Source organism: Terriglobus roseus (assembly GCF_900102185.1).
In the GTDB taxonomy this organism is placed as follows: Bacteria; Acidobacteriota; Terriglobia; order Terriglobales; family Acidobacteriaceae; genus Terriglobus; species Terriglobus roseus_A.
In genome coordinates, this window is the sequence record NZ_LT629690.1 from 4,786,817 (window position 1) to 4,806,734 (window position 19,918).

The 19,918-nt window shown below is 57.0% G+C and carries 14 protein-coding genes, 2 tRNA genes and 1 rRNA gene; 11 read left to right on the forward strand and 6 right to left on the reverse strand.

Annotated elements, in window-relative coordinates; all coding sequences use genetic code 11:
• Nucleotides 1–8 precede the first annotated feature (8 nt).
• Complete coding sequence (locus BLT38_RS20115) at nt 9–1,862, forward strand: amidase (protein ID WP_083346776.1); 1,854 nt, start codon at nt 9–11, stop codon at nt 1,860–1,862.
• A 3-nt stretch (nt 1,863–1,865) separates the two neighbouring features.
• Here the strand turns inward: BLT38_RS20115 and BLT38_RS20120 are convergent, their stop codons facing one another.
• Genes BLT38_RS20120 through BLT38_RS20130 form a run of 3 tightly spaced genes read right to left on the reverse strand, consistent with a single transcriptional unit; the run spans nt 1,866 to nt 4,297 of the window.
• Nucleotides 1,866–3,167, reverse strand: coding sequence for an MFS transporter (locus BLT38_RS20120; protein ID WP_083346777.1), 1,302 nt, complete (start codon nt 3,165–3,167; stop codon nt 1,866–1,868).
• Between the two features lie 54 nt (nt 3,168–3,221).
• Nucleotides 3,222–3,920: an LrgB family protein gene (locus tag BLT38_RS20125; RefSeq protein WP_083346778.1), complete on the reverse strand. Its 699-nt coding sequence runs from the start codon at nt 3,918–3,920 to the stop codon at nt 3,222–3,224.
• 2 nt (nt 3,921–3,922) lie between these two features.
• The gene (locus BLT38_RS20130; protein WP_083347230.1) at nt 3,923–4,297 is read right to left on the reverse strand and encodes a CidA/LrgA family protein; all 375 of its coding nucleotides are present in this window, start codon (nt 4,295–4,297) and stop codon (nt 3,923–3,925) included.
• Between the two features lie 93 nt (nt 4,298–4,390).
• Between BLT38_RS20130 and BLT38_RS20135 the strand changes: the two genes are divergently transcribed.
• The 6 genes from BLT38_RS20135 to BLT38_RS20160 all read left to right on the forward strand — a co-directional run bounded on the left by BLT38_RS20135 (nt 4,391) and on the right by BLT38_RS20160 (nt 12,736).
• On the forward strand, nt 4,391–5,161 hold the full coding sequence (locus BLT38_RS20135) for an ATP-binding cassette domain-containing protein (protein WP_083346779.1): 771 nt from the start codon (nt 4,391–4,393) through the stop codon (nt 5,159–5,161).
• Nucleotides 5,162–5,286: 125 nt separating this feature from the next.
• Complete coding sequence (locus BLT38_RS20140) at nt 5,287–6,306, forward strand: YihY/virulence factor BrkB family protein (RefSeq protein ID WP_083346780.1); 1,020 nt, start codon at nt 5,287–5,289, stop codon at nt 6,304–6,306.
• A gap of 47 nt (nt 6,307–6,353) precedes the next feature.
• On the forward strand, nt 6,354–7,799 hold the full coding sequence (locus tag BLT38_RS20145) for a sodium:solute symporter family protein (RefSeq protein ID WP_083346781.1): 1,446 nt from the start codon (nt 6,354–6,356) through the stop codon (nt 7,797–7,799).
• A gap of 39 nt (nt 7,800–7,838) precedes the next feature.
• Complete coding sequence (locus BLT38_RS20150; protein ID WP_156785233.1) at nt 7,839–8,504, forward strand: hypothetical protein; 666 nt, start codon at nt 7,839–7,841, stop codon at nt 8,502–8,504.
• Nucleotides 8,501–11,335 carry an IPT/TIG domain-containing protein gene (locus tag BLT38_RS20155; protein ID WP_083346783.1) on the forward strand — a complete coding sequence of 945 codons (2,835 nt, stop codon included), beginning with the start codon at nt 8,501–8,503 and terminating at the stop codon, nt 11,333–11,335. Before BLT38_RS20150 ends, BLT38_RS20155 begins: the two co-directional genes overlap by 4 nt.
• 69 nt (nt 11,336–11,404) lie before the next feature.
• Nucleotides 11,405–12,736, forward strand: a complete 1,332-nt coding sequence (locus BLT38_RS20160) for an NAD(P)/FAD-dependent oxidoreductase (RefSeq protein ID WP_083346784.1) — start codon at nt 11,405–11,407, stop codon at nt 12,734–12,736.
• Between the two features lie 35 nt (nt 12,737–12,771).
• On the opposite strand, the gene BLT38_RS20165 is transcribed toward BLT38_RS20160, so the two are convergent.
• The 3 genes from BLT38_RS20165 to BLT38_RS20175 all read right to left on the reverse strand — a co-directional run bounded on the left by BLT38_RS20165 (nt 12,772) and on the right by BLT38_RS20175 (nt 15,291).
• Nucleotides 12,772–13,512 carry a class I SAM-dependent methyltransferase gene (locus BLT38_RS20165; protein ID WP_083346785.1) on the reverse strand — a complete coding sequence of 247 codons (741 nt, stop codon included), beginning with the start codon at nt 13,510–13,512 and terminating at the stop codon, nt 12,772–12,774.
• 102 nt (nt 13,513–13,614) lie between these two features.
• Nucleotides 13,615–14,556 (reverse strand): branched-chain amino acid transaminase, encoded by a 942-nt coding sequence (locus BLT38_RS20170; RefSeq protein WP_083346786.1) that lies wholly within the window; start codon nt 14,554–14,556, stop codon nt 13,615–13,617.
• Between the two features lie 63 nt (nt 14,557–14,619).
• Entirely contained in the window at nt 14,620–15,291 is a 672-nt protein-coding gene (locus BLT38_RS20175) for a DUF4126 domain-containing protein (RefSeq protein WP_231966641.1), read from the reverse strand.
• 41 nt (nt 15,292–15,332) lie between these two features.
• Between BLT38_RS20175 and BLT38_RS20180 the strand changes: the two genes are divergently transcribed.
• From BLT38_RS20180 to BLT38_RS20195, 4 genes are all read left to right on the forward strand, one after another.
• Nucleotides 15,333–16,862: a S10 family peptidase gene (locus BLT38_RS20180; protein WP_083346787.1), complete on the forward strand. Its 1,530-nt coding sequence runs from the start codon at nt 15,333–15,335 to the stop codon at nt 16,860–16,862.
• A 1,033-nt stretch (nt 16,863–17,895) separates the two neighbouring features.
• Nucleotides 17,896–19,395 (forward strand): 16S ribosomal RNA (locus tag BLT38_RS20185).
• A 291-nt stretch (nt 19,396–19,686) separates the two neighbouring features.
• Nucleotides 19,687–19,763 (forward strand) — tRNA-Ile (locus BLT38_RS20190).
• A 52-nt stretch (nt 19,764–19,815) separates the two neighbouring features.
• Nucleotides 19,816–19,891, forward strand: a tRNA-Ala gene (locus tag BLT38_RS20195).
• The last annotated feature ends 27 nt before the right edge of the window (nt 19,892–19,918 follow it).

Genomic DNA, 19,918 nt, shown 5'->3' on the forward strand with positions numbered 1-19,918 from the left:
TGAAGGGCATGATGGACAGGCGAGAGTTTCTGGAGCGGTGTGGCGCCGCAGGATTGGGGCAGACGTTGTTTCCGGGGGCGTTGCTGGGATTGATGGCGCAGAGTGCCTCTGCGCAACAGGCGGCCAAGTATGAAGCGCCCAGGATTAGTGAGAACCCTGCGATCACGGTAGAGATGCTGGACGCGGCTGCAGCGATTGCTGGCATTACGCTGACGGATGAGCAGAAGAAGATGATGCTGGGCGACGTGATCACGCAGCTCAAGGGACTGCAGGCGATTCGCGATCTCCATCTTCCAAATTCCGTTGCGCCTGCGGATGTGTTCGATCCGCGCCCGGTGGGATTTGTGATGCCGAAAGCCGGTGCCAGCGCAGAACAAGTCCATGAGAAGGCGGATGCGACGCTGCTCGCGAACAAGGAGAAGTTGGCCTTCGCTTCCATCGGGGAACTGGGCGCGTTGCTGCGTGCGAAGAAGATCAGCGCAGTAGAACTGGCGAAGTTCTACTTGGAACGCTTGCGTCGGCTCGATCCGAAGCTGCATTTACTGATCACGGCGACGGAAGAGCGCGCATTGAAACAGGCGGCTACGTTGGATGCGGAGGCGGCAAAAGGCAAGTGGCGTGGGCCGTTGCACGGCATTCCGTGGGGCGCGAAAGACCTGCTTGCTGTGAAGGGCTATCCCACGACGTGGGGCGCGGGCGGGTTTGAGCATCAGGTGATCGACGAAGACGCCACCGTGGTGCAGCGACTGGATGCAGCGGGTGCGGTGTTGATTGCCAAGTTAACGTTGGGCGCGCTTGCGCAGGGCGATCTTTGGTTTGGCGGAAAGACGCGTAATCCTTGGAATCCGAAGCAGGGCTCGAGCGGGTCGTCGGCTGGGCCTGCTTCTGCTGTGGCTGCGGGATGCTGCGCGTTTGCGATTGGATCGGAGACGCAAGGATCGATCTCTTCGCCAAGTACTCGGTGCGGTACGACGGGTCATCGGCCCACGTTTGGCTTTGTACCGCGCACAGGTGCGATGGCGTTGAGCTGGAGCATGGATAAGCTGGGACCGATCTGTCACAACGTTCAGGATGCTGCGCTTGTGATGGCTGCGATTGCTGGTGCCGATGAGAAGGATCTGTCTGTTCGTTCTGATGTTCACTTCGCAGGAACACCTGCAATCAAAATGGATTCGTTACGCGTGGGCTATCTGGAGAGCGCATTCGCGGAGCCAACACCGCGTGCCGCGGAGAAGGACGAGACACCAGCACAGCGGGAACAGCGCGAACGTAACTTTGAGCGCCAGCGCTATGACAGCAAGTATGATCGCGCCACTCTAGACGCGTTGCGCGGCATGGGGATCAAGTTGATTCCGGTGAAGCTGCCTGCGCTGCCGTTTTCTTCCATCAGCAAAGTCTTGGGTGTGGAGGCTGCGGCGTCGTTCGATGAGATTACGCGGAATGGTCGCGTGAATCTGCTGACGGAGCAGTCGCCCAACGATTGGCCAAATCAGTTCCGCACCGCTCGCATGTATAGCGGCGTGGATTATGTGCAGGCAATGCGAGCGCGGTCGTTGATCATTGCGGAGTTGGCCAAGCTGTTTGCGTCGGTGGACATAATCGTTACGCCCAGTGGCGGACCACAACTGACAGCAACCAACCTGAGCGGGCATCCTGCGGTGATTGTGCCGAATGGGCTGCGTGGTCAGGATGCACCGTTGCCGCAGGACACGAGTGATGGTGGTCGTATGAATGTGGGGGGACCGGGAACACCGGTGAGCATCACGTTCCTGGGCCAGCTCTATGACGATGCGCGGTTGCTGGCCTTTGCGCGGATGTACCAAGAGAAGACACGCTTCCACCTGGCACATCCTGCGTTGTAGAGCCTACGGAGCCTGGACGGCTGCGGCCATGTCGCTGTGCTTTGTTTCGCGGATGGCGAGCAGGCCAATCATGGTGAGCACGGCGGAGGAGCTGAGGTAATAACCCACGTACTTCAGCCCGTAGTGTTGTGCCAGCCACAGAGCGATATACGGCGCGAGTGAAGCGCCCAGGATTCCGGCGACGCTGAACGCGAGCGAACTGCCGGTGTAACGCACGGGTGTGGGGAACAGCTCCGAGAGAACGGTGCCCAGCGGTCCATAGACAAGGCCCATTAGAGTGAGGCCCAGGATGAGCATGAGTTGTGCGCCGCCGTGCCCTGCCTGAAAGAGCGGAGCGAAGACAAAGCCGTAGGCCGCGATGGCGATGTTGATGCCGATCATGACGGGCTTGCGTCCCTTTTCTGCGAGCAGCGCCGCAGCGGGGATGGCGAGCGCGAAGAAGAGTACGCCAACCAATTGCATCTTCAGGAAGTCTGGCTTGGAGTAGCCGAGAGCTTTCGTGGCCCAGGCCAGCGTGAAGACGATCATCAGATAGAACGCAACGAAGGCGGACAAGCTGGCGAGGATACCCGCGACCAGTACGCCGAAGTGGTTCTTCACGACAGAGAGGATCGGCACGCGCTGGGCTTCACGGCGCGCCATGGATGCGGCGAAGACGGGCGTTTCCGTAATGGTGAGTCGTACATAGAGGCCCAGAAGAACAAGAACACCGCTGGCCAGGAACGGCAGGCGCCAGCCGTACGAGAGGAACTGCGCAGGCGTCATCCATTGAGAAAGCACAAGGAAGACGGCGCTGGAAAAGAAGAAGCCGATGGGCGCTCCAAGTTGCGGAAACATGCCGTACCAGGCGCGCTTGTTTGGAGGCGCATTTTCCGTAGCCAGCAGCACAGCGCCACCCCATTCGCCACCCAGTCCGATGCCTTGTCCAAAGCGACATAGCGCCAGCAGCAGTGAAGCGAAGACACCTGCCGTCTTATAGGTGGGCAACAGGCCAACGCCGACAGTGGACAAGCCCATCGTGGAAAGCGCCAGAACCAGCGTTGTCTTTCGCCCAATGCGATCGCCGAAGTGCCCAAAGAGCGCCGATCCGATTGGCCGGGCGATGAATGCAATCGCAAAGGTGGCCAGCGATTGCAGCGTTGCCGCTGTGGGGTCTCCCGCAGGGAAGAAAAGCTGCGGAAAGACGATAACGGCCGCTGTGGCGTAGATGTAGAAATCGAAAAACTCTACGGTGGTGCCTACGAGCGAGGCGAACAGCACCTGCGCGGGTGTATTGATGGGCTTGGTTGATCCGGCGCTTGTCATGGATGCATTCCATGATGCTTGTCAAAGTGCGCCAGATTCAAGTGTGAATGCAATTTAGAGGTGCTGGAAAAGGCGCACGAGCACCGGCGCCAGCAGCGCTGTGATGAGGCCGTTGACGCCAATGGCGATGCCTGCAAAGGCCGCTGGGATGGGGCCGAGGGGGATGACGGAAGCGGCTGCGATGGCGGCGCCTGCTGTGCCTGCGGTGAGTCCGGTGGCTGCGGGATGGTGTACGCGGAGGATGCGAAGCAGCATGGGCAGGATGATGGCGGTGATGATGCCGCCCACTACCGCGAAGATGGCAGTGAGCGATGCCGTGCCGCCGATTGCGTCCGATACCCCCATAGCGATGGGCGTGGTGAGGGACTTGGGCATCATGGAGAGTGCCAGCGTGTGGCTGCCGCCACAAAGGAGGACGATGCCGTAGGCGCTGGTGGCTCCAGTGAGCGAACCTGCGATGAGTGCGATCAGCGTTGGAAGCAGGCCCCGGCGAAGGTGCTCTAGCGAGAGCACCATGGGAATTGCGAGTGCGACGGTGGCTGGTCCCAGCATGAAGTGCAGGATCTGCACGCTGGTGAAGTACCGCGTGTACGGGATGTGCAGCAGCTTGATCGTGATGCCGACGAGGACAATGCCAATGAGCGTGGGATTGGCGATGGGAGAACCTGTGCGTCGCTGCAGCCACACGCCTGCGAGATAGAAGAGGATGGTCAGTGGAAGCAGGAAGAGCGGCAGGGTGAGTAGCCCGGTCATCGTTACTGTTCCTCACTGAGCGTGACACGTTCGCCGCGATGGAGGAGCCACTGCATGACGAGTGCGGTGACGATGATGGTGAATGCCGTCGAGACGAGCAGGGCCATTATCGTGGGGAACCATGCTGTGCGGAAGAATCCAAGGTCGGCCACGATGGCTGCGCCTGCGGGAATGAAGAGCAGACCCAGCCATCTGAGCAAGCCGTTGGACGTTTGTACCAGGGCTGCATCCGGTTCACGTTTGCGCAGGAGCAGAACGGCTGCTAGCAAAGCCATGCCAAGCACCGGGCCGGGCAGCGAGAGATGCAGCGCGCGGTGCAGCGCTTCGCCCACCAATTGCGCAGAAAGCAGAATGAGGATGGAGCGGAGCATGGCCATGTTCAACACCAGCATAGAGTCAGATATGCCGTTTGAGGATGCTTCATTCTCAAATGACGCGCCGGATGCGCGCGGTTTGGTAGCATCCGCATTATGAATGCACCGCTATTGGTTGCCGAAGGGCTTGTGAAGGAATACGGCAACAGCCGCGTGGTGAGCGATGTTTCGCTTTCCATTGCACGAGGAGAAATCCTGGGGCTGGTGGGAGAAAGCGGCAGCGGCAAGAGCACCGTGGCGCGCATGGTGCTGCGATTGATTGAGCCAACGCAGGGCGCAGTTCATTTTGATGGCGTGGATGTGCTGAAGGCAGGACGCAGCGAAATGAAGATGTTGCGGCGTCGTATGGGGGTGGTGTTTCAGGACCCCTTTGCCGCGCTTGATCCCCGCATGTGCGTGCGCGACATTCTTGCTGAACCGTTTGCTATTCATGGCGAAGAGGCACTGCAAGGGAAGTCGATGGAAGAGATGTTGACGGCGATGCTGCGCGAAGTGGGATTGGATGCTTCTGCATTGGATCGCTATCCGCATGCGTTCAGCGGAGGCCAGCGGCAACGCATCAACATTGCGCGCGCGTTAGCGCTGCGACCGGAGTTTCTTGTTCTGGATGAGCCGGTAAGCGCGTTGGATGTTTCCGTGGGGGCGCAGGTGATTAACCTGCTGCGTTCACTGCAGCAGACGCGGGGATTAACGTGCCTGTTCATCTCACATTCCATGCCGCTGGTGCGATATTTGTGCGATCGCGTTGCAGTGATGCGTCGCGGCGAGCTGGTGGAAGTGGGTGATGCGGTTAGCATCTGTGAACATCCACGCGAGGCTTACACACAGGCTTTGATCGCAGCAACGCCGGAGTTTGTCGGGCTGTAATACCTCTTCTTTGCGCGGACGACAGTCCGGCACCTTCCCGCATCTGAACAACGCAGGAACTCGAGTTCCACGGACCGTTGCGTCCGTTCTGTGCCTGTAGCTTCGGCACATGCGAGGTACCTGCAATGACGCAGCCAACCATGCATAGCCCGGAAAGCCGTCTGCATACGATGGAGAAGAATGCGTGGGCGCTGGTGCAGAGTTCGCCGATCCATCGTATGTGGGATCTACGTGGAGTTCCGCTGAAAGAAGTGGCGAAGCGTACCTGGAAGGGCATTGATGATGACAACCTTTTCGGCCGCGCATCACAACTTGCGTATGCTTTCTTCTCTGCCATTTTCCCAGCGCTGATTGCGATTTCGTCGCTGATGGGTTTGATCGCGAAGTCCTCGAGTCATCTGTACTTTGCGTTGTTGAACAAGCTCGGCCAGTTGATTCCTCCTACGGCCTTTGCGCTTGTGACAGATACATTTCGCCAGACAACTAGCGCATCCACGCCAGGGAAAGTTACGTTCGGACTTTTGTTCGCGCTGTTCTCTGCAAGCGTTGGTATATCGGCGCTGCAGGACACGCTGAACTCTGTGTATCGCGTGAGGGAAACGCGCCCTTTCTGGAAGGCCCGTGCAGAGGCGATGGGGCTCACATTGGTTGTGGGCTCATTGATTCTTGCGTCTGTGCTTGTTCTCTTTGGTGGCGACCTTGCAGCGAATTATCTCGCTCACCTGTTTCGTGGTGCCTGGGTACTGGCCATCATGCTCCGCGTGATCTATTGGATTGTGGCGTCGTTATTGGTGATTTTGTCCTTTGAAGTGATGTATTACTGCTGCCCGGATGTGCAGCATCGCGTATGGCGTTGGTTCACTCCGGGGGGTGTGGTGGGATTGCTCGGATGGATTGCAGGTTCCGTTGCGCTGCGTGTGTATCTCCATTACTTCAACAGCTACTCGGTGACGTATGGTTCGCTAGGCGCTGTAATCATCCTGCTGTTGTGGTTTTATCTTTCCGGCGTGATGATTCTGCTGGGGGGCGAAGTGAACTCAGAGATTGAGCGCGCGGTCGCAGAGAAGAAGATTGTCAACGGTGAGCTGCCACCTGTTTCGGCCATCGAAAAGGTGGATTTGAAAGCAGAAAAGACGGCAAGTTGAGTCTTGCCAATTTCCCTAAGCTTCTGCCGGAGTAGACTCATTCGCACATGAGTCTTTATGGAATTGTGATTGGGCTGATCGTGGTGACGCTGCTTGCAGTGTCGCTTTCCCGCGTTCGGCAGGTGCGTACGAAAGCGGATTACCTGGTGGCCGGGCGCACGCTGCCCGCGGCTGTGCTGGTGTTCACGCTGCTCTCAAGCTGGATCGGTTCCGGATCGCTGCTGGGCGGCGCTGAGAACGCGTATCGCCATGGCTTTGCGGCCCTTTGGCAGGGCGGCGGCGGATGGGCCGGGTTAGCACTGATCTTCTTCATCGCGCCACGCGCGCGTAAGTTCGCGAAGTTCACCATTCCAGATCTGCTTGAAGCTCGCTACAACCAGACGGCGCGTGTGCTCGGTGTGATTGCAGTTCTGTTTACTTACACAGCGATCACCAGCTACCAATTGATTGGTGGTGGTGACATTCTTCACCTCATCTTCCCAGATCGCGTTAGCGCCGTGATGGGCCGTTACATCATTGCGGGATTCGTCATTGTGTTCACTGCGATTGCGGGCATGGGATCTGTGGCATACATGGATGTGGTGATCGGATCGTTGGCAACGGTAACGATCCTGTTGTCGCTGCCGATCCTGATTCACCTCACTGGCGGATGGCATGCGGTGCATGCCGCGCTTCCTGCAACGCACTTTATGGTGCTGGGCGATATAACACCCGTGCAGGCAGCGGAGTTGTTTCTGCCCACGTGTTTGCTCATGCTTGGCAATCAGTCGATGTATCAGAAGTTCTTTTCTGCGAAGAGCGAACGCGATGCACGCAACGCAGTCGTGGGTTGGGTGATTGGCACAGTGGTGCTTGAGACGGCGATCGTGGCACTCGCACTGGTGGGTTCAGCGATGTTCCCCACTGGAGAGGTGAGCCAGCATCCGCGCGAGATACTTGCCTACCTTGCGATGAACGGACTGCGTGGGAACGCCATGCTTGAGTTCCTGGGCGCGCTGATGATGGGCGCAATCTTTGCAAAGATCATCTCCACCGCGAATAACTATCTCTTCAGTCCGGCGACGAATCTTGTGAATGATGTGTTCGTTCGTTATCTGCGGCCAACGGCGGGCGATCGTGACGTTCTGTTGGTCTCGCGGTTGATGGTAGTGCTGCTGGGAGTGTGGGCGTTGTGGCAGTCGCTCGGTACGGAGAGCGTGCTGAAGAAGAGTCTGTATGCCTACACGATTTATTCGGCTGCGCTCACACCGGTGATTCTGGCGGCGTTCTTTTGGAAGCGCGCTACGGCTGCAGGTGCGGTGACGTCGATCGCATTGGGAACCGTGGTCACAGTGGGGTGGGATAGTGCGTGGGTGCATCGGGTGTTTCCTGCCGTGATTGCGGAGCGCGATGCGATTCTGCCAGCACTCCTGGTGAGCCTGATGGCGTTGGCGATCGTGAGCCTGATGACGCCGAAACCAACGGAGGAACAGTTGCAGCCGTTCCAGTCGTAAGACGCTGAAGTTTGCGCGTGGTGTGTCGATAAAAGACACATGCGACGCATCCATCGGAATTTGTACGGCAAGGTTTTGATCGTGGCAGGGGTATGGATGACGCTTGCAGTGTCAATGCGTGCGCAGCAGAGCCTCGCGGATGTCTTGCGCTCCGCAACGATGACGAACGGAAGCGCACCATTGTCTGATACGGTCGGTTTGCCCCAGCCGCCGTCCACGCTGGAAGATGCACTACATTCGCTCTACACGAGTGCGGATGTGATCTTCACCGGCGAAGTGACGTCGGTAGAACGCAGTGACGAGACGGTCACGGTGCGCTTTCAAGTGCTGGAAGGCATTCGTGGTGTGAGCGACGGTGCGACGTACGTGTTGCGCGAGTGGGCTGGCCTCTGGGTGGATGATCCTTCGCGTTACGTTGTGAAAGAACAGCGACTGATGCTGCTGCGTGCAAATTCAGCTTGCGGTTATGCTTCGCCTGCGGGAGGCGTTGGCGCGTTTACATTACATGGCGACAGCGCACAGGGAAGCGTTGACTTGCGATGGCTGGCTGTGCAGGTTCCGGCTTCCACCCAAAACACGGTGCAACCCGCAGCGCAGAGTTTTGCGGTAGTTGAATCGACCGTAAAAAGGGATGTTTCCCAGATGGATCGTGCAATGGTGACTTCCATGTTGCGTGCGTGGCATCGCATGGAGGTTACGCAGTGAAACGCGCGACGCTTTTCCTGTTGTTCTTCTGTGCGAGTGTTTTGCAAGCAGCCAATCCGCGATGGGTAGCGGGGTCGCAGTGGACGAATTCAGGCAAGGCGATGAACTGGTATCGCAACGATGTGCAGTACTTCGTCGATGCAGGATCACTGAGTTCTTCGGTCAGCCATGCTGCTGCTGTATCGATGGTGGATGCCGCTGCGTCCGTATGGAATTTGAGCGCGTTGCCCTTCACTCTGAAGAATGGCGGCGCCCTGGCTGAGGATGTTAGTTCAGCCAATGTGTATATGGGGTCCAGTGGACTGGTCTGGCCAACAGATGTTTCCAGTAGCAACTACACTTCGAAGCAGATCGCAGTCGTTCTGGATGCGGATGGCTCCATCACGGACGCGCTGTTAGGTTCGGGTGCGAGCGAACCATCTAACTGCCGTACGAATGGCGTGACGGAATTCGTTGATCTGTTTATTCAGCCCGGCAAGATCGCGCATGCGCGCATTGTTGTGAATGGCCGATGCAGTGGAGCCGCCGCGGAGCAGCAACTACAGCTTCAGTATCAATTGATGCGTGTGTTTGGCCGTGTTCTGGGGATTGGCTGGTCGCAACTGAACGACAACGTTTTTACGGCCGTGCCAGCGCCAACGTACGCGCAACAGATGCACTGGCCCATCATGCACCCAATCGACATTATCTGTGGGGCATATACGTATCAATGTCTGCCGCAGCCATTCACGCTGCGTGAGGACGACATTGCGGCCATGTGGCTGCTCTATGCCGACAGCACAACGTCTCTGGCGGCTTCAAACATGATCAACATGTCCGGCAATATCTACTCTTCCGGAGTGCGACCTTTGAGCGGGATCAACCTCACGGTGACTCGCTATCAGCGGTGGGGAAGTTATGGAGTAGATGGCTTTCAGTCCGTTTCCAATGTCACTGGATTCAACATGTCGTTTCAACGCGGAAATCCAGTTACCGGGCCGTCCGTCGATACGCAGGGAATTTACGGCCCCATCGTGGGCGATACAGCAAGCACCTTTAATTTTGCGGCGATTCCTCTAAGTACAGGAACATACGTTACGCTCGCTTCCGAGCCCGTGAACCCGCTTTACAAGGGGGCGTACGCAGTAGGACCGTACCAGATGGGAAGCCCTTCTCCTTCTGGATCAGCTATCTCCATCAGCAATGGTCCGTATTCTCCTGGCGCGAACGTATTCGTTTCCTATACGGTCCCCGATGCAGCGTCGGATTGCTCGACTGCAAAGGACGGGACAGAGAGTGTGCCTGGCAGCATCCCGCTGGATGGCACCTGGTCTTCTCGACTCTGCGGTGTGGGCCATTCGTCATGGACAGCGCTTTCAGTAAAAACAGGCCGCACAGCCACAGTGGAAGTGACAGCCACTGATGAGACAGGCAACGCAACTAGCAACAAGGCAATGCCGTTGATCGGCATGTGGCATGGATCCGATGCCACGGGCATACTGCCGGGACTCGCTGCGCAGACGGCTGCTTTTAACGGAATGCGCACAGGCATGTCACAGTTGCGCGTTTCGTTTTCTGCGACAGAGAGCGTCCGCCTTGCCATTACTGACGCTCGCGGCGATGGCCGCGCGGACTACACCTATCGTGCTCGTGTTCTTTATGCCGATTCCATTTCACCTGCGCGAGTGCCTTTATCAGGAGGAACGATCGCGATCACCGGAATGGGGTTTGCTGCTGGAAATACAGTGACCATTGGAGGAGTGGCCGCGAGAGTTGTCAGCATCTCCCCCACTTCCATCAGTGTTGTCGCGCCTGCGATGGGCTCCGGTGTGAAAGATGTCGTGATCACCGACCTTTCTACAGGCGGCTTCTCTACGATGACGGGAGCAATCACCTATGGCGGCGCTGCCTCTGATGTGCTTGCGATCACTTCGCAGCCCTCGGCTTCCGTAGTCGTTGGAACGCCGACACCATTCGCATTGCAGTTGAAAGATGCGAACGGTGCGGCCGTGCGGAATGGTCAGATTGCCGTTTCGGCATCTGCCGGAAGCATCGTTGTGGGCGCATGCAATCTTGCGCGATGCACCTTGGTGACGGACGCCAGCGGTGTGGCCCAAACCTACATCACACCCAGCGTTGCCGGTGCAATGACAGTGCGCGCTGTCTCTCCCGCTGGTTCCACGGTTCAGGCTTCATTCACGGCCATGACTGTTTCGCGTGCTGTGACCTTGCTGCGGCCCACGGAATATGTCGCCGCCGGATCCGGGGCCGCCTTTGCGCCGGTCGTAGACGTTACCCAGAATGGTGCCGCTGCTCCCGGTACGCCGGTTTCATGGACCGCATCCACATCGCGTGCAGGCCTCTCGTCTTCTGTATCCGCGGCGGATGCAGGAGGTTTGTCGAGTATCGACGCCATCGGCGCTTTACGCGATGGGGAAGCTGCCACTGTGCAGGCGTGTGCGTGGAGCACCGTTTGCAGCACGCAGAACGTGATTGGGGTTGCTGCTGCCAATCTGCGTGCGGCGGTGGTCAGTGGCGATGCACAAAGCCGATCCGCCTCGGATTCCCTGAGCAATGTGGCGCTGCGTGTGTTGGACACATCTGGCAATCCTGTTGCGGGTGCTGCAGTTGCGGTGTACCAAGCGGTGTCGGGATGGCAACCTGCGTGCACCAGCGGCAGGTGTCCCACGGCTCCGGTTTACGGCACAATCACGTCCAATGCCGTCAGCGATGATGACGGAATGGTGACAGTGTCGCCGCTGCAGTATGCGAATACCGCCGCTGTTACCAAGATCACAGCATCTGTCGGGACGCAGGGCGCCATTACGATTACGCTGTTGAAGACACCCTGACGCCCCGGTAGCGACCAAGGCAGCTTCTCGTGCATCTGACAGGGTGACCAGCAAGAAGGAGCGACCTGAATGGCGACGGGTGGTGTACGCAAGCGGGTATTGATCGTGGGTGGCGGCTTTGCCGGATTGAAGGCCGCGGAAGCATTGAAGGACGCAGACGTCAGCATCACGCTGGTGGATCGTCGCAATCACCACACGTTTCAGCCACTGCTCTATCAGGTTGCACTCGCGGTGCTGTCGCCCAATGAGATTGCACAGCCCATCCGCGCAATTCTTCGCGCGCCGAATACACAAGTTCTCATGGATGAAGTGGTGGGATTCGATGTGGCTGCGCAGCGCGCCACGTTGAAGAGTGGTGTCGTGCTGGAGTATGACTACCTGATCCTGGCCACGGGCTCTACGCATTCTTACTTCGGCAGAGAAGACTGGGCCAAGTTGGCTCCCGGCTTGAAGACGATTGAAGATGCGGTGGAGATCCGTCGCCGCGTGTTGCTTGCCTTTGAACTCGCCGAAGGCGAGATGCAGGAGACGGGCCGTCATCCAGCGTTGAATTTTGTTGTTATCGGTGGCGGACCCACAGGCGTGGAACTCGCGGGCGCTATCTCCGATATTGCGAAGCTATATATCCGTCGCGATTTCAAACACATTGATCCGGCGAAGGCGCAGGTGGTGATTCTGGAGGGTTCGCCGCACATTCTGGGCGCATATCCTGAAGATCTGCAGAAGAAAGCAGTGGAACAGCTTGCGGCGCTGGGTGTGCGAGTGCGCACCAATACTCGCGTGACCGATGTGCAGCCCGGTTATGTGATGGTTGGCGATGAACGCATTGATGCGGTGGTCACGATCTGGGCAGCAGGTGTAAAGGCCTCGCCTCTAGGTGCTCTGCTGGGCGTGCCGCTGGATAAGCGCGGATGCGTCATCGTGGATGGCCAGCTTCACCCGGAAGGACATCCAGAGATTTTCGTCTGTGGCGATCTTGCAGCCGCGACCAGCGAAGGCAAGCCTGTTCCCGGAGTGGCTCAACCTGCAATGCAGATGGGCGACTACGCGGGGCGTTCGATCGCGCTGGAAGTCCGCGGCGAGCAGATGAAGAAGCCCTTTATCTATGCGGACAAAGGCGACATGGCCACCATTGGGCGCAGTGCTGCTGTGGCGAATGTGAAGTGGCCGTTCAAGGGCCACCTCAGTGGATTTCCCGCATGGCTCACGTGGTTGGTCGTGCATATCTTCTTTCTCATTGGCTTCCGGAATCGCTTCTCGGTCTTCCGTAACTGGGCATATACGTATGCGTTTTTTGAGGAAGGCTCCCGTCTCATTGTGGGCGATCAGAACTTGCCAGGCTGGGATACGCAGGACGATCCAGAAGGCCACCTCACCACACGGCCCATTTCGCAGTCGTAAGGATGTTCTGATAGGGAACTGCAAAAGCCCGCGCTCTAGGCGGGCTTTCTTGCGATCACGACTCGTAGCGGTGGAAACGTGGTGAGGAAGCTTCCCCACTGCGTTGTTACGTTCAACCCAGCACTGCGAAAGTGATCGGCATATTCGCCCGTAAGTTTGTAGTCGCTGATCAGTGCCGTGGCGCCCGGTTTTAATACGCGAACAATCTGATCCAGCGCCAGCGAACGCGTTGGCTTGTCATAGATGTTGTGCAGGCACAGATTCGAGACGATGACGTCGAAGCTGGCATCTGCAAACGGCATTTCCTGCGCTGGAAGGCTAACCAGAGTGCAATGAGCCGCGATGCCTTCCAATTGCAGGTTCTTCTGTGTTGCAGCTTCAGCGTTACCGCCCATGTCTTCTGTAGACCAGATGTCGATGCCCGTGGCGTGACCGGTAGTGAGCTTCTTTGCAGCACCCGCCAGCAGAAGACCGCGTCCGCAGCCTACATCCAACACCTGCTCGTCACCGCTCCACATATGCATGCGCAACATAAAGTCGCGATGACGGAACTTGCCGTATTTCACATAGAGCAGGAAGAGGAGGCCTTCGCTGATGAGAAAGAATGCCGGCCACAGGAACGATGGGCGTGTGGCGAGTGCAATTGGTCCAAGATGCACCACTCGAGGAAGCAGCAGTCCTGCGAACAGACAGGCAAAGCCAATCAGAAACAGGTTGCGCATAACGCCGGGAGCGTCAACGCCGTAGTCGGTTCCGGGAGCGTGTGTTGGAGGCATGAAGAAATCCGTAGGAAAAGCGGATTCGAGTCTAGCACTAAGGCAAAAGCAAGACGGGCAACCATGTTGGCTGCCCGTCTTGCTTTTTGGATGAAGCGAAGTTTATGCGCCGACGGTTTCTGCCACTCGCACATTGACCGGCGTGAGCCAGTTGTAACGATCGCTCTTGCCACCGTTGACCAGGGCGAAGAATTCATCATGCAGCTTCTTCGTCACAGGACCCATGGAACCGTCGCCGATGAGAATGCGATCCACCGAACGCAGGTGCGAAACCTCTGCAGCGGTGCCGGTGAAGAAAGCTTCGTCGCAGAGATACAGCATTTCGCGCGGCAACGCCTGCTCGACAACTTCAATGCCGAAGTCCTTCGCAATCTGAATGACTGAGGCGCGAGTGATGCCGTTGAGCACGCTGTTCGCAAGAGGCGAGGTAAAGAGCTTGCCCTCGCGGATGAGGAACAGGTTCTCGCCCGAGCCTTCGGAAAGATAGCCGTTGCGGTCCAGCGCAATGCCTTCCACATAGCCGTTGATCTCAGCTTCCATGCGGATCAACTGCGAGTTCATGTAGTTGGCGCCAGCCTTCGCAAGCGACGGCATGGTGTTCGGTGCAAGGCGGTTCCAGCTGGATACGCAGACGTCTGCGCCTTGGTTGCCCTGCACATACTTACCCCAGGGAAAGTTTGCGATGTAGATCTCAACCGGCGACTTCAGCGGGTTGACGCCGATCTCACCGTATCCGCGGAAAGCTACGGGACGGATGTAGCAAGGAGCTACATTGTTTGCATCGACCACATCGACAACTGCCTGGCAAAGCTCATCAAGTGAGTAGGGAAGGGGCATGCGATAAATGCGCGCAGAGTCAATAAAGCGCTGCATGTGCTCACGAAGTCGGAAGATACCCGCCTTCTCGCCTTGTGTATAGGCGCGGATGCCTTCAAATACGGACGAGCCGTAATGCACCACGTGAGACATCACGTGAATGTTGGCATCGGCCCAGGGAATCAGGGTGCCGTTATGCCAAATTTTGTCAGTTGTTTGGATGGGCATGAATCGCTCCGGCCGGAAGAGAGCTTCCGGTGAAGGTCAGTATACCCAATGGTTCTTTGGGATTTATGGCATGGGCGGTTGCGGAAGTGCGGCGACACCGCTGCGGAAGGCCCGTCGAAAAAGCCGTATCACCCATCGGATCGCAAACAAAGCGATCCCGAGAAGCACAAGCACAATGGAGGCGGAAAGCCACGGATGGGAGGTGGCCAACCATGTTAGGCCAACGGCGGCCACGTCTTCTGTACTGCTAAGCGCAATGTTTGAGAAGGGTTCCGGCGATGGAGTCACGGCCACGCGAAGTGCAGTTTTGGATGTGTGCGCCAAAGCGGCAATGGCCGCGCCCGCAGCAATAGCGGCAATCTGCATTGGCGGCGTGAGGTGTTCTGTGGCTCGATAAGCCAGCAGCGCCGCGACTGGAATACGCACGACGGTATGGAGTGCGTTCCAGGCTACGTCCAGAGTCGGAACTTTATCAGCAATGAATTCCGCGAGAAAAAGCACAGAGCAGACTCCGATCACCCACCAGTTGCCCACCACCTCCAGACCAGGCGGAAGTTGCACCCAGCGCGTGTGCGCGGCCAGTCCCAAAGTCAGCAGCGTGGCGTAGGTGTTAAGGCCAGCAGAGAAACTGGCGGCAATGATCAGCGCGGCAAGGTTACCGGGAGTGAAGCTCACGATGGCCTCCGATGCGGCGGGCTCAGTGTACTTCTCAGCGGGAGAGCAGGCCAGTGTCATGCTGTCGCACCCGACAATCACTTGCTGATACCGTGTTACCCATGCGATTTCCCCTGCTTTCTCATCATCTGGCGCTGGCCGCTGTACTGTGTGTTTCTGCCCCCTGCTTTGCGCAGGAACATGGAGATGAGCCACCTCAGGCAGCACCTCCCGCCACAAAAGATGCAGCCAGGGATGCGAAGGATAAGCCTTCGTTCCCGCCGCTGCCTGCGGATGCGCACGTGGAACAGAGCATTACGCTGGACGGCAAGCCGCTGAAGTACACCGTGACGGTGGGCACCCTGCCGGTGCGCAATACTGACGGCAAAGTCGCGGGTCAGGTCGTTTTCACTTCGTACACCATGCCGGGAGCAGATCGTCCCGTGACATTTGCAGTGAATGGTGGCCCCGGCGCTGCCAGTGTTTATTTGAACTTTGGAGCCATCGGCCCCAAGCGCGTGCCCTTCGGCGAGGACAACTCCTCACCATCCGATACACCCACGCTGGTCGACAATCCCGGCACCTGGCTGGACTTTACCGATCTGGTCTTCATTGATCCCATCGGCACGGGCTTCAGCCGTTCTGAGGTTTCTGAAGCAGAGTCGAAGAAGCTTTTCTATGCGCCGACAGCCGATGTGAACTATCTCTCGCGCATCATCTATGACTGGTTGTTGAAGAACGGCCGCATGATGTCGCGGAAGTATCTCATCGGTGAAAGCTATGGCGGCTTCCGTGGTCCTCGCATCACGCGCTATCTGCAGACACAACTCGGTGTGGGGCTGAATGGTGTAGTGCTGGTGTCGCCTTATCTGAATCCCAGCATTACCGATAACGGCGATCTGTCTCCGCTGCCATGGATTGTCACCATGCCATCGATGGCTGCAGCGAACCTGGAGCGTCAGGGCAAACTAACATCCGCGTCGATGAAGGATGTCATTGACTATGCCGAGGGCGAGTACGCCACCGACCTGATCCGCGGCAGCTCTGATCCCGGTACGAAAGATCGCATGGTTGCGAAGGTGACGCAGCTCACCGGACTTGATCCTGATTTCGTGCGTGCTGAAGGTGGCCGCATTGAGCCGGATGTCTTCTTGCGAGAGGTTCATCGCAAGGAAGGCAAGTTGGGCAGCGTGTATGACTCCAACGTCACGGCATTAGATCCGTTTCCATATAACCGCGATCAGAAGACAGGTGATCCCATCCTGGATACGATCATTGCCCCACTGACGCAGAGCATGGTGAATTTCGTCACGCAGACAGTGGGCTGGAAGGTGGATGGCCGGTATAACGCCCTGAGCTATGAAGTGGGCCGTATGTGGGATCGTTCCGGAAGGGATGAGCGCAGCGGATCGGGAACACAGTTAAGGCAGGCGGTTGCAGCCGATCCAAAGCTGCATGTTCTGATTGCGCATGGCTGGAATGATCTTTCCTGCCCATTTATGGGATCGATAGTGACCGTGAATCAGATACCGCAAGCCACTGCGCAAAGAATTCTGATCCATGAATACCCCGGTGGACACATGTTTTACACGCGTCCTGGTAGTCAGAAGAGTCTGAAACAAGATGCCCGTGAACTTTTTACAAGTCATTAATCTGTAGTGGTTTATAGAAGGCTGCGGTCATGTTTTCCGCAGCCTTTTCCACGTTTGCGGTTGCACTGAGGCGGACGGCCCTGTAATGTCAATCAAGTCGAGCGCAGTGGTTGAGCGCGAAACGAAAGTAGCAAGCAAGTGGTAAGAAACAAGCCGCTTGACACAAGCCGAAACGGTTTGTATAAATGAAAAGTCAACCGGCAAGCGAAACGCTGCAAGTTGACAAAAGCCGAAAGGCTTGATATAAAAGAAAAGTCGACAAGCGGTCAGTATGAAGCGGTCGAGTGGGTAGCCGAAAGGCAGCCTGCAGCGTAAGACTCGAAAGAGCAGCAAATCAGTCCAAGCGTTTGTCACGCGAGGTCAAGCTGAGAGCGAAAGTTCTGGCGACCCAATCGACAAACCCAAGCACTGTAAGTAGAGATTGGAAGGGGCAGAAGCCCCGAGCCAAACATTCGCGACTCTGTCGCAGTTTGCGCTTGAGATGTTTTGAGAGATTGTGAGCGGTAAATGTCTGCGCGCAACATGCGTAGAGTGCGTCTTCGCTAAGAATGCTAAGTCGCCGCCGACTCCATACTGATAAGCAAGCGTTGCCCGCGGGGCTAGCGTCGACCAAGAGGATCGAGCAAACGAGCTTAATAGTATAGAGGCGAGCGGGTTGACAGGCAAGCGAAAACGCGATACTCTTAAGAAGTTGCAGCGAGGCAGTCAAGAGCGAAAGCGACGCGGTCTGAAGCGAAAAGCTGAAGATACGGCGAGCAAGTAGCCAGAGCGCGAAAGCGTAAAAGACACCAGCTCATACAAGTTCGAGGACACAACTGTCGAGTCGATGACTGACAGCGTCCTTGATCCAAAGCAGACGGCTTAGGCCTGATCTGACTAGGATCTTTGACAACATGGTTGAACGTGCCAGTCGTGAGAATCATTAAACCTTACGGTTTAGTCATCTCACTAGTTTTATCCTCGCAGCCTTTTCGAGCGCTGCGAGGCGGCTGACAGCTACGGACCTCCGTCCTGTAGCGCAGCCAACCAGTATTCAAACGAGAGTTTGATCCTGGCTCAGAATCAACGCTGGCGGCGTGCCTAACACATGCAAGTCGCACGAGAAAGGGACTTCGGTCCTGAGTAAAGTGGCGCACGGGTGAGTAACACGTGAATGATCTACCTCCGAGTGGGGAATAACTGAGGGAAACCTTAGCTAATACCGCATAACACTTACGAGTCAAAGCAGCAATGCGCTTGGAGAGGAGTTCGCGGCAGATTAGCTAGTTGGCGGGGTAATGGCCCACCAAGGCGATGATCTGTATCCGGCCTGAGAGGGCGCACGGACACACTGGAACTGAAACACGGTCCAGACTCCTACGGGAGGCAGCAGTGGGGAATTTTGCGCAATGGGGGAAACCCTGACGCAGCAACGCCGCGTGGAGGATGAAGTCTCTTGGGACGTAAACTCCTTTCGATAGGGAAGATAATGACGGTACCTATAGAAGAAGCCCCGGCTAACTTCGTGCCAGCAGCCGCGGTAATACGAGGGGGGCAAGCGTTGTTCGGAATTATTGGGCGTAAAGGGCGCGTAGGCGGTTTGGCAAGTTTGGTGTGAAATCTTCGGGCTCAACTCGAAGTCTGCACCGAAAACTGCCGGGCTTGAGTATGGGAGAGGTGAGTGGAATTTCCGGTGTAGCGGTGAAATGCGTAGATATCGGAAGGAACACCTGTGGCGAAAGCGGCTCACTGGACCATTACTGACGCTGAGGCGCGAAAGCTAGGGGAGCAAACAGGATTAGATACCCTGGTAGTCCTAGCCCTAAACGATGATTGCTTGATGTGGCAGGTACCCAATCCTGCCGTGTCGAAGCTAACGCGATAAGCAATCCGCCTGGGGAGTACGGTCGCAAGGCTGAAACTCAAAGGAATTGACGGGGGCCCGCACAAGCGGTGGAGCATGTGGTTTAATTCGACGCAACGCGAAGAACCTTACCTGGGCTCGAAATGTACGGGAATCACTTAGAAATAGGTGCGCCTAGCAATAGGCCCGTATATAGGTGCTGCATGGCTGTCGTCAGCTCGTGTCGTGAGATGTTGGGTTAAGTCCCGCAACGAGCGCAACCCTTATCTCCAGTTGCTACCATTTAGTTGAGCACTCTGGCGAAACCGCCTCGGATAACGGGGAGGAAGGTGGGGATGACGTCAAGTCCTCATGGCCTTTATGTCCAGGGCTACACACGTGCTACAATGGCCGGTACAAACCGCTGCGAACCCGCGAGGGGGAGCCAATCGGAAAAAGCCGGCCTCAGTTCGGATTGGAGTCTGCAACTCGACTCCATGAAGCTGGAATCGCTAGTAATCGCAGATCAGAATGCTGCGGTGAATACGTTCCCGGGCCTTGTACACACCGCCCGTCACATCACGAAAGTGGGTTGCACTAGAAGTCGGTGCGCTAACCGCAAGGGAGCAGCCGCCCAAGGTGTAATTCATGATTGGGGTGAAGTCGTAACAAGGTAGCCGTAGGAGAACCTGCGGCTGGATCACCTCCTTTCTAAAGAGAAACCGATCCGGAAAGAAGAAGCGTCTCGCGTATCGCGAGCACCTCGAGTGAGTTTCTTCTGGCCCGGACACCTTACAAGGCTTCGGCTAAGTAAGAGTCTGAACTAAACCTCTCTTTGGTTAATGACTATCTGCACGATGGTCAACGATCGACTTAGTCGATCCGCACGTTCAACTGTGTCCTCGAAAATCTTTCGAGAGCCAACTGCTTCGGCAGGGAGCTCAAGGGAATTTAGGGGCTGCACCCGATGGCGATAAGTTATCGGGTGCACACCTCTGACCTGGGCCTGTAGCTCAGTTGGCTAGAGCGCACCCCTGATAAGGGTGAGGTCGGTAGTTCGAATCTACCCAGGCCCACCATCCTCTTGACGAGCCTCCTTGATGGAGATACTCTAATCAAGTTGGTGCGAATGGGGCTGTAGCTCAGTTGGGAGAGCGCCTGCTTTGCAAGCAGGATGTCATCGGTTCGATCCCGGTCAGCTCCACCAATACTCTCGAAAAGATAAGAATCTGGA

What these genes read in the sequence shown, in the direction of transcription:
- BLT38_RS20115 (WP_083346776.1), top strand. Translation starts at nt 9, where the DNA reads ATGATGGACAGGCGAGAGTTTCTGGAGCGGTGTGGCGCCGCAGGATTG.
- BLT38_RS20120 (WP_083346777.1), bottom strand. Translation starts at nt 3,167, where the DNA reads ATGACAAGCGCCGGATCAACCAAGCCCATCAATACACCCGCGCAGGTG.
- BLT38_RS20125 (WP_083346778.1), bottom strand. Translation starts at nt 3,920, where the DNA reads ATGACCGGGCTACTCACCCTGCCGCTCTTCCTGCTTCCACTGACCATC.
- BLT38_RS20130 (WP_083347230.1), bottom strand. Translation starts at nt 4,297, where the DNA reads ATGGCCATGCTCCGCTCCATCCTCATTCTGCTTTCTGCGCAATTGGTG.
- BLT38_RS20135 (WP_083346779.1), top strand. Translation starts at nt 4,391, where the DNA reads ATGAATGCACCGCTATTGGTTGCCGAAGGGCTTGTGAAGGAATACGGC.
- BLT38_RS20140 (WP_083346780.1), top strand. Translation starts at nt 5,287, where the DNA reads ATGACGCAGCCAACCATGCATAGCCCGGAAAGCCGTCTGCATACGATG.
- BLT38_RS20145 (WP_083346781.1), top strand. Translation starts at nt 6,354, where the DNA reads ATGAGTCTTTATGGAATTGTGATTGGGCTGATCGTGGTGACGCTGCTT.
- BLT38_RS20150 (WP_156785233.1), top strand. Translation starts at nt 7,839, where the DNA reads ATGCGACGCATCCATCGGAATTTGTACGGCAAGGTTTTGATCGTGGCA.
- BLT38_RS20160 (WP_083346784.1), top strand. Translation starts at nt 11,405, where the DNA reads ATGGCGACGGGTGGTGTACGCAAGCGGGTATTGATCGTGGGTGGCGGC.
- BLT38_RS20165 (WP_083346785.1), bottom strand. Translation starts at nt 13,512, where the DNA reads ATGCCTCCAACACACGCTCCCGGAACCGACTACGGCGTTGACGCTCCC.
- BLT38_RS20170 (WP_083346786.1), bottom strand. Translation starts at nt 14,556, where the DNA reads ATGCCCATCCAAACAACTGACAAAATTTGGCATAACGGCACCCTGATT.
- BLT38_RS20175 (WP_231966641.1), bottom strand. Translation starts at nt 15,291, where the DNA reads ATGACACTGGCCTGCTCTCCCGCTGAGAAGTACACTGAGCCCGCCGCA.
- BLT38_RS20180 (WP_083346787.1), top strand. Translation starts at nt 15,333, where the DNA reads ATGCGATTTCCCCTGCTTTCTCATCATCTGGCGCTGGCCGCTGTACTG.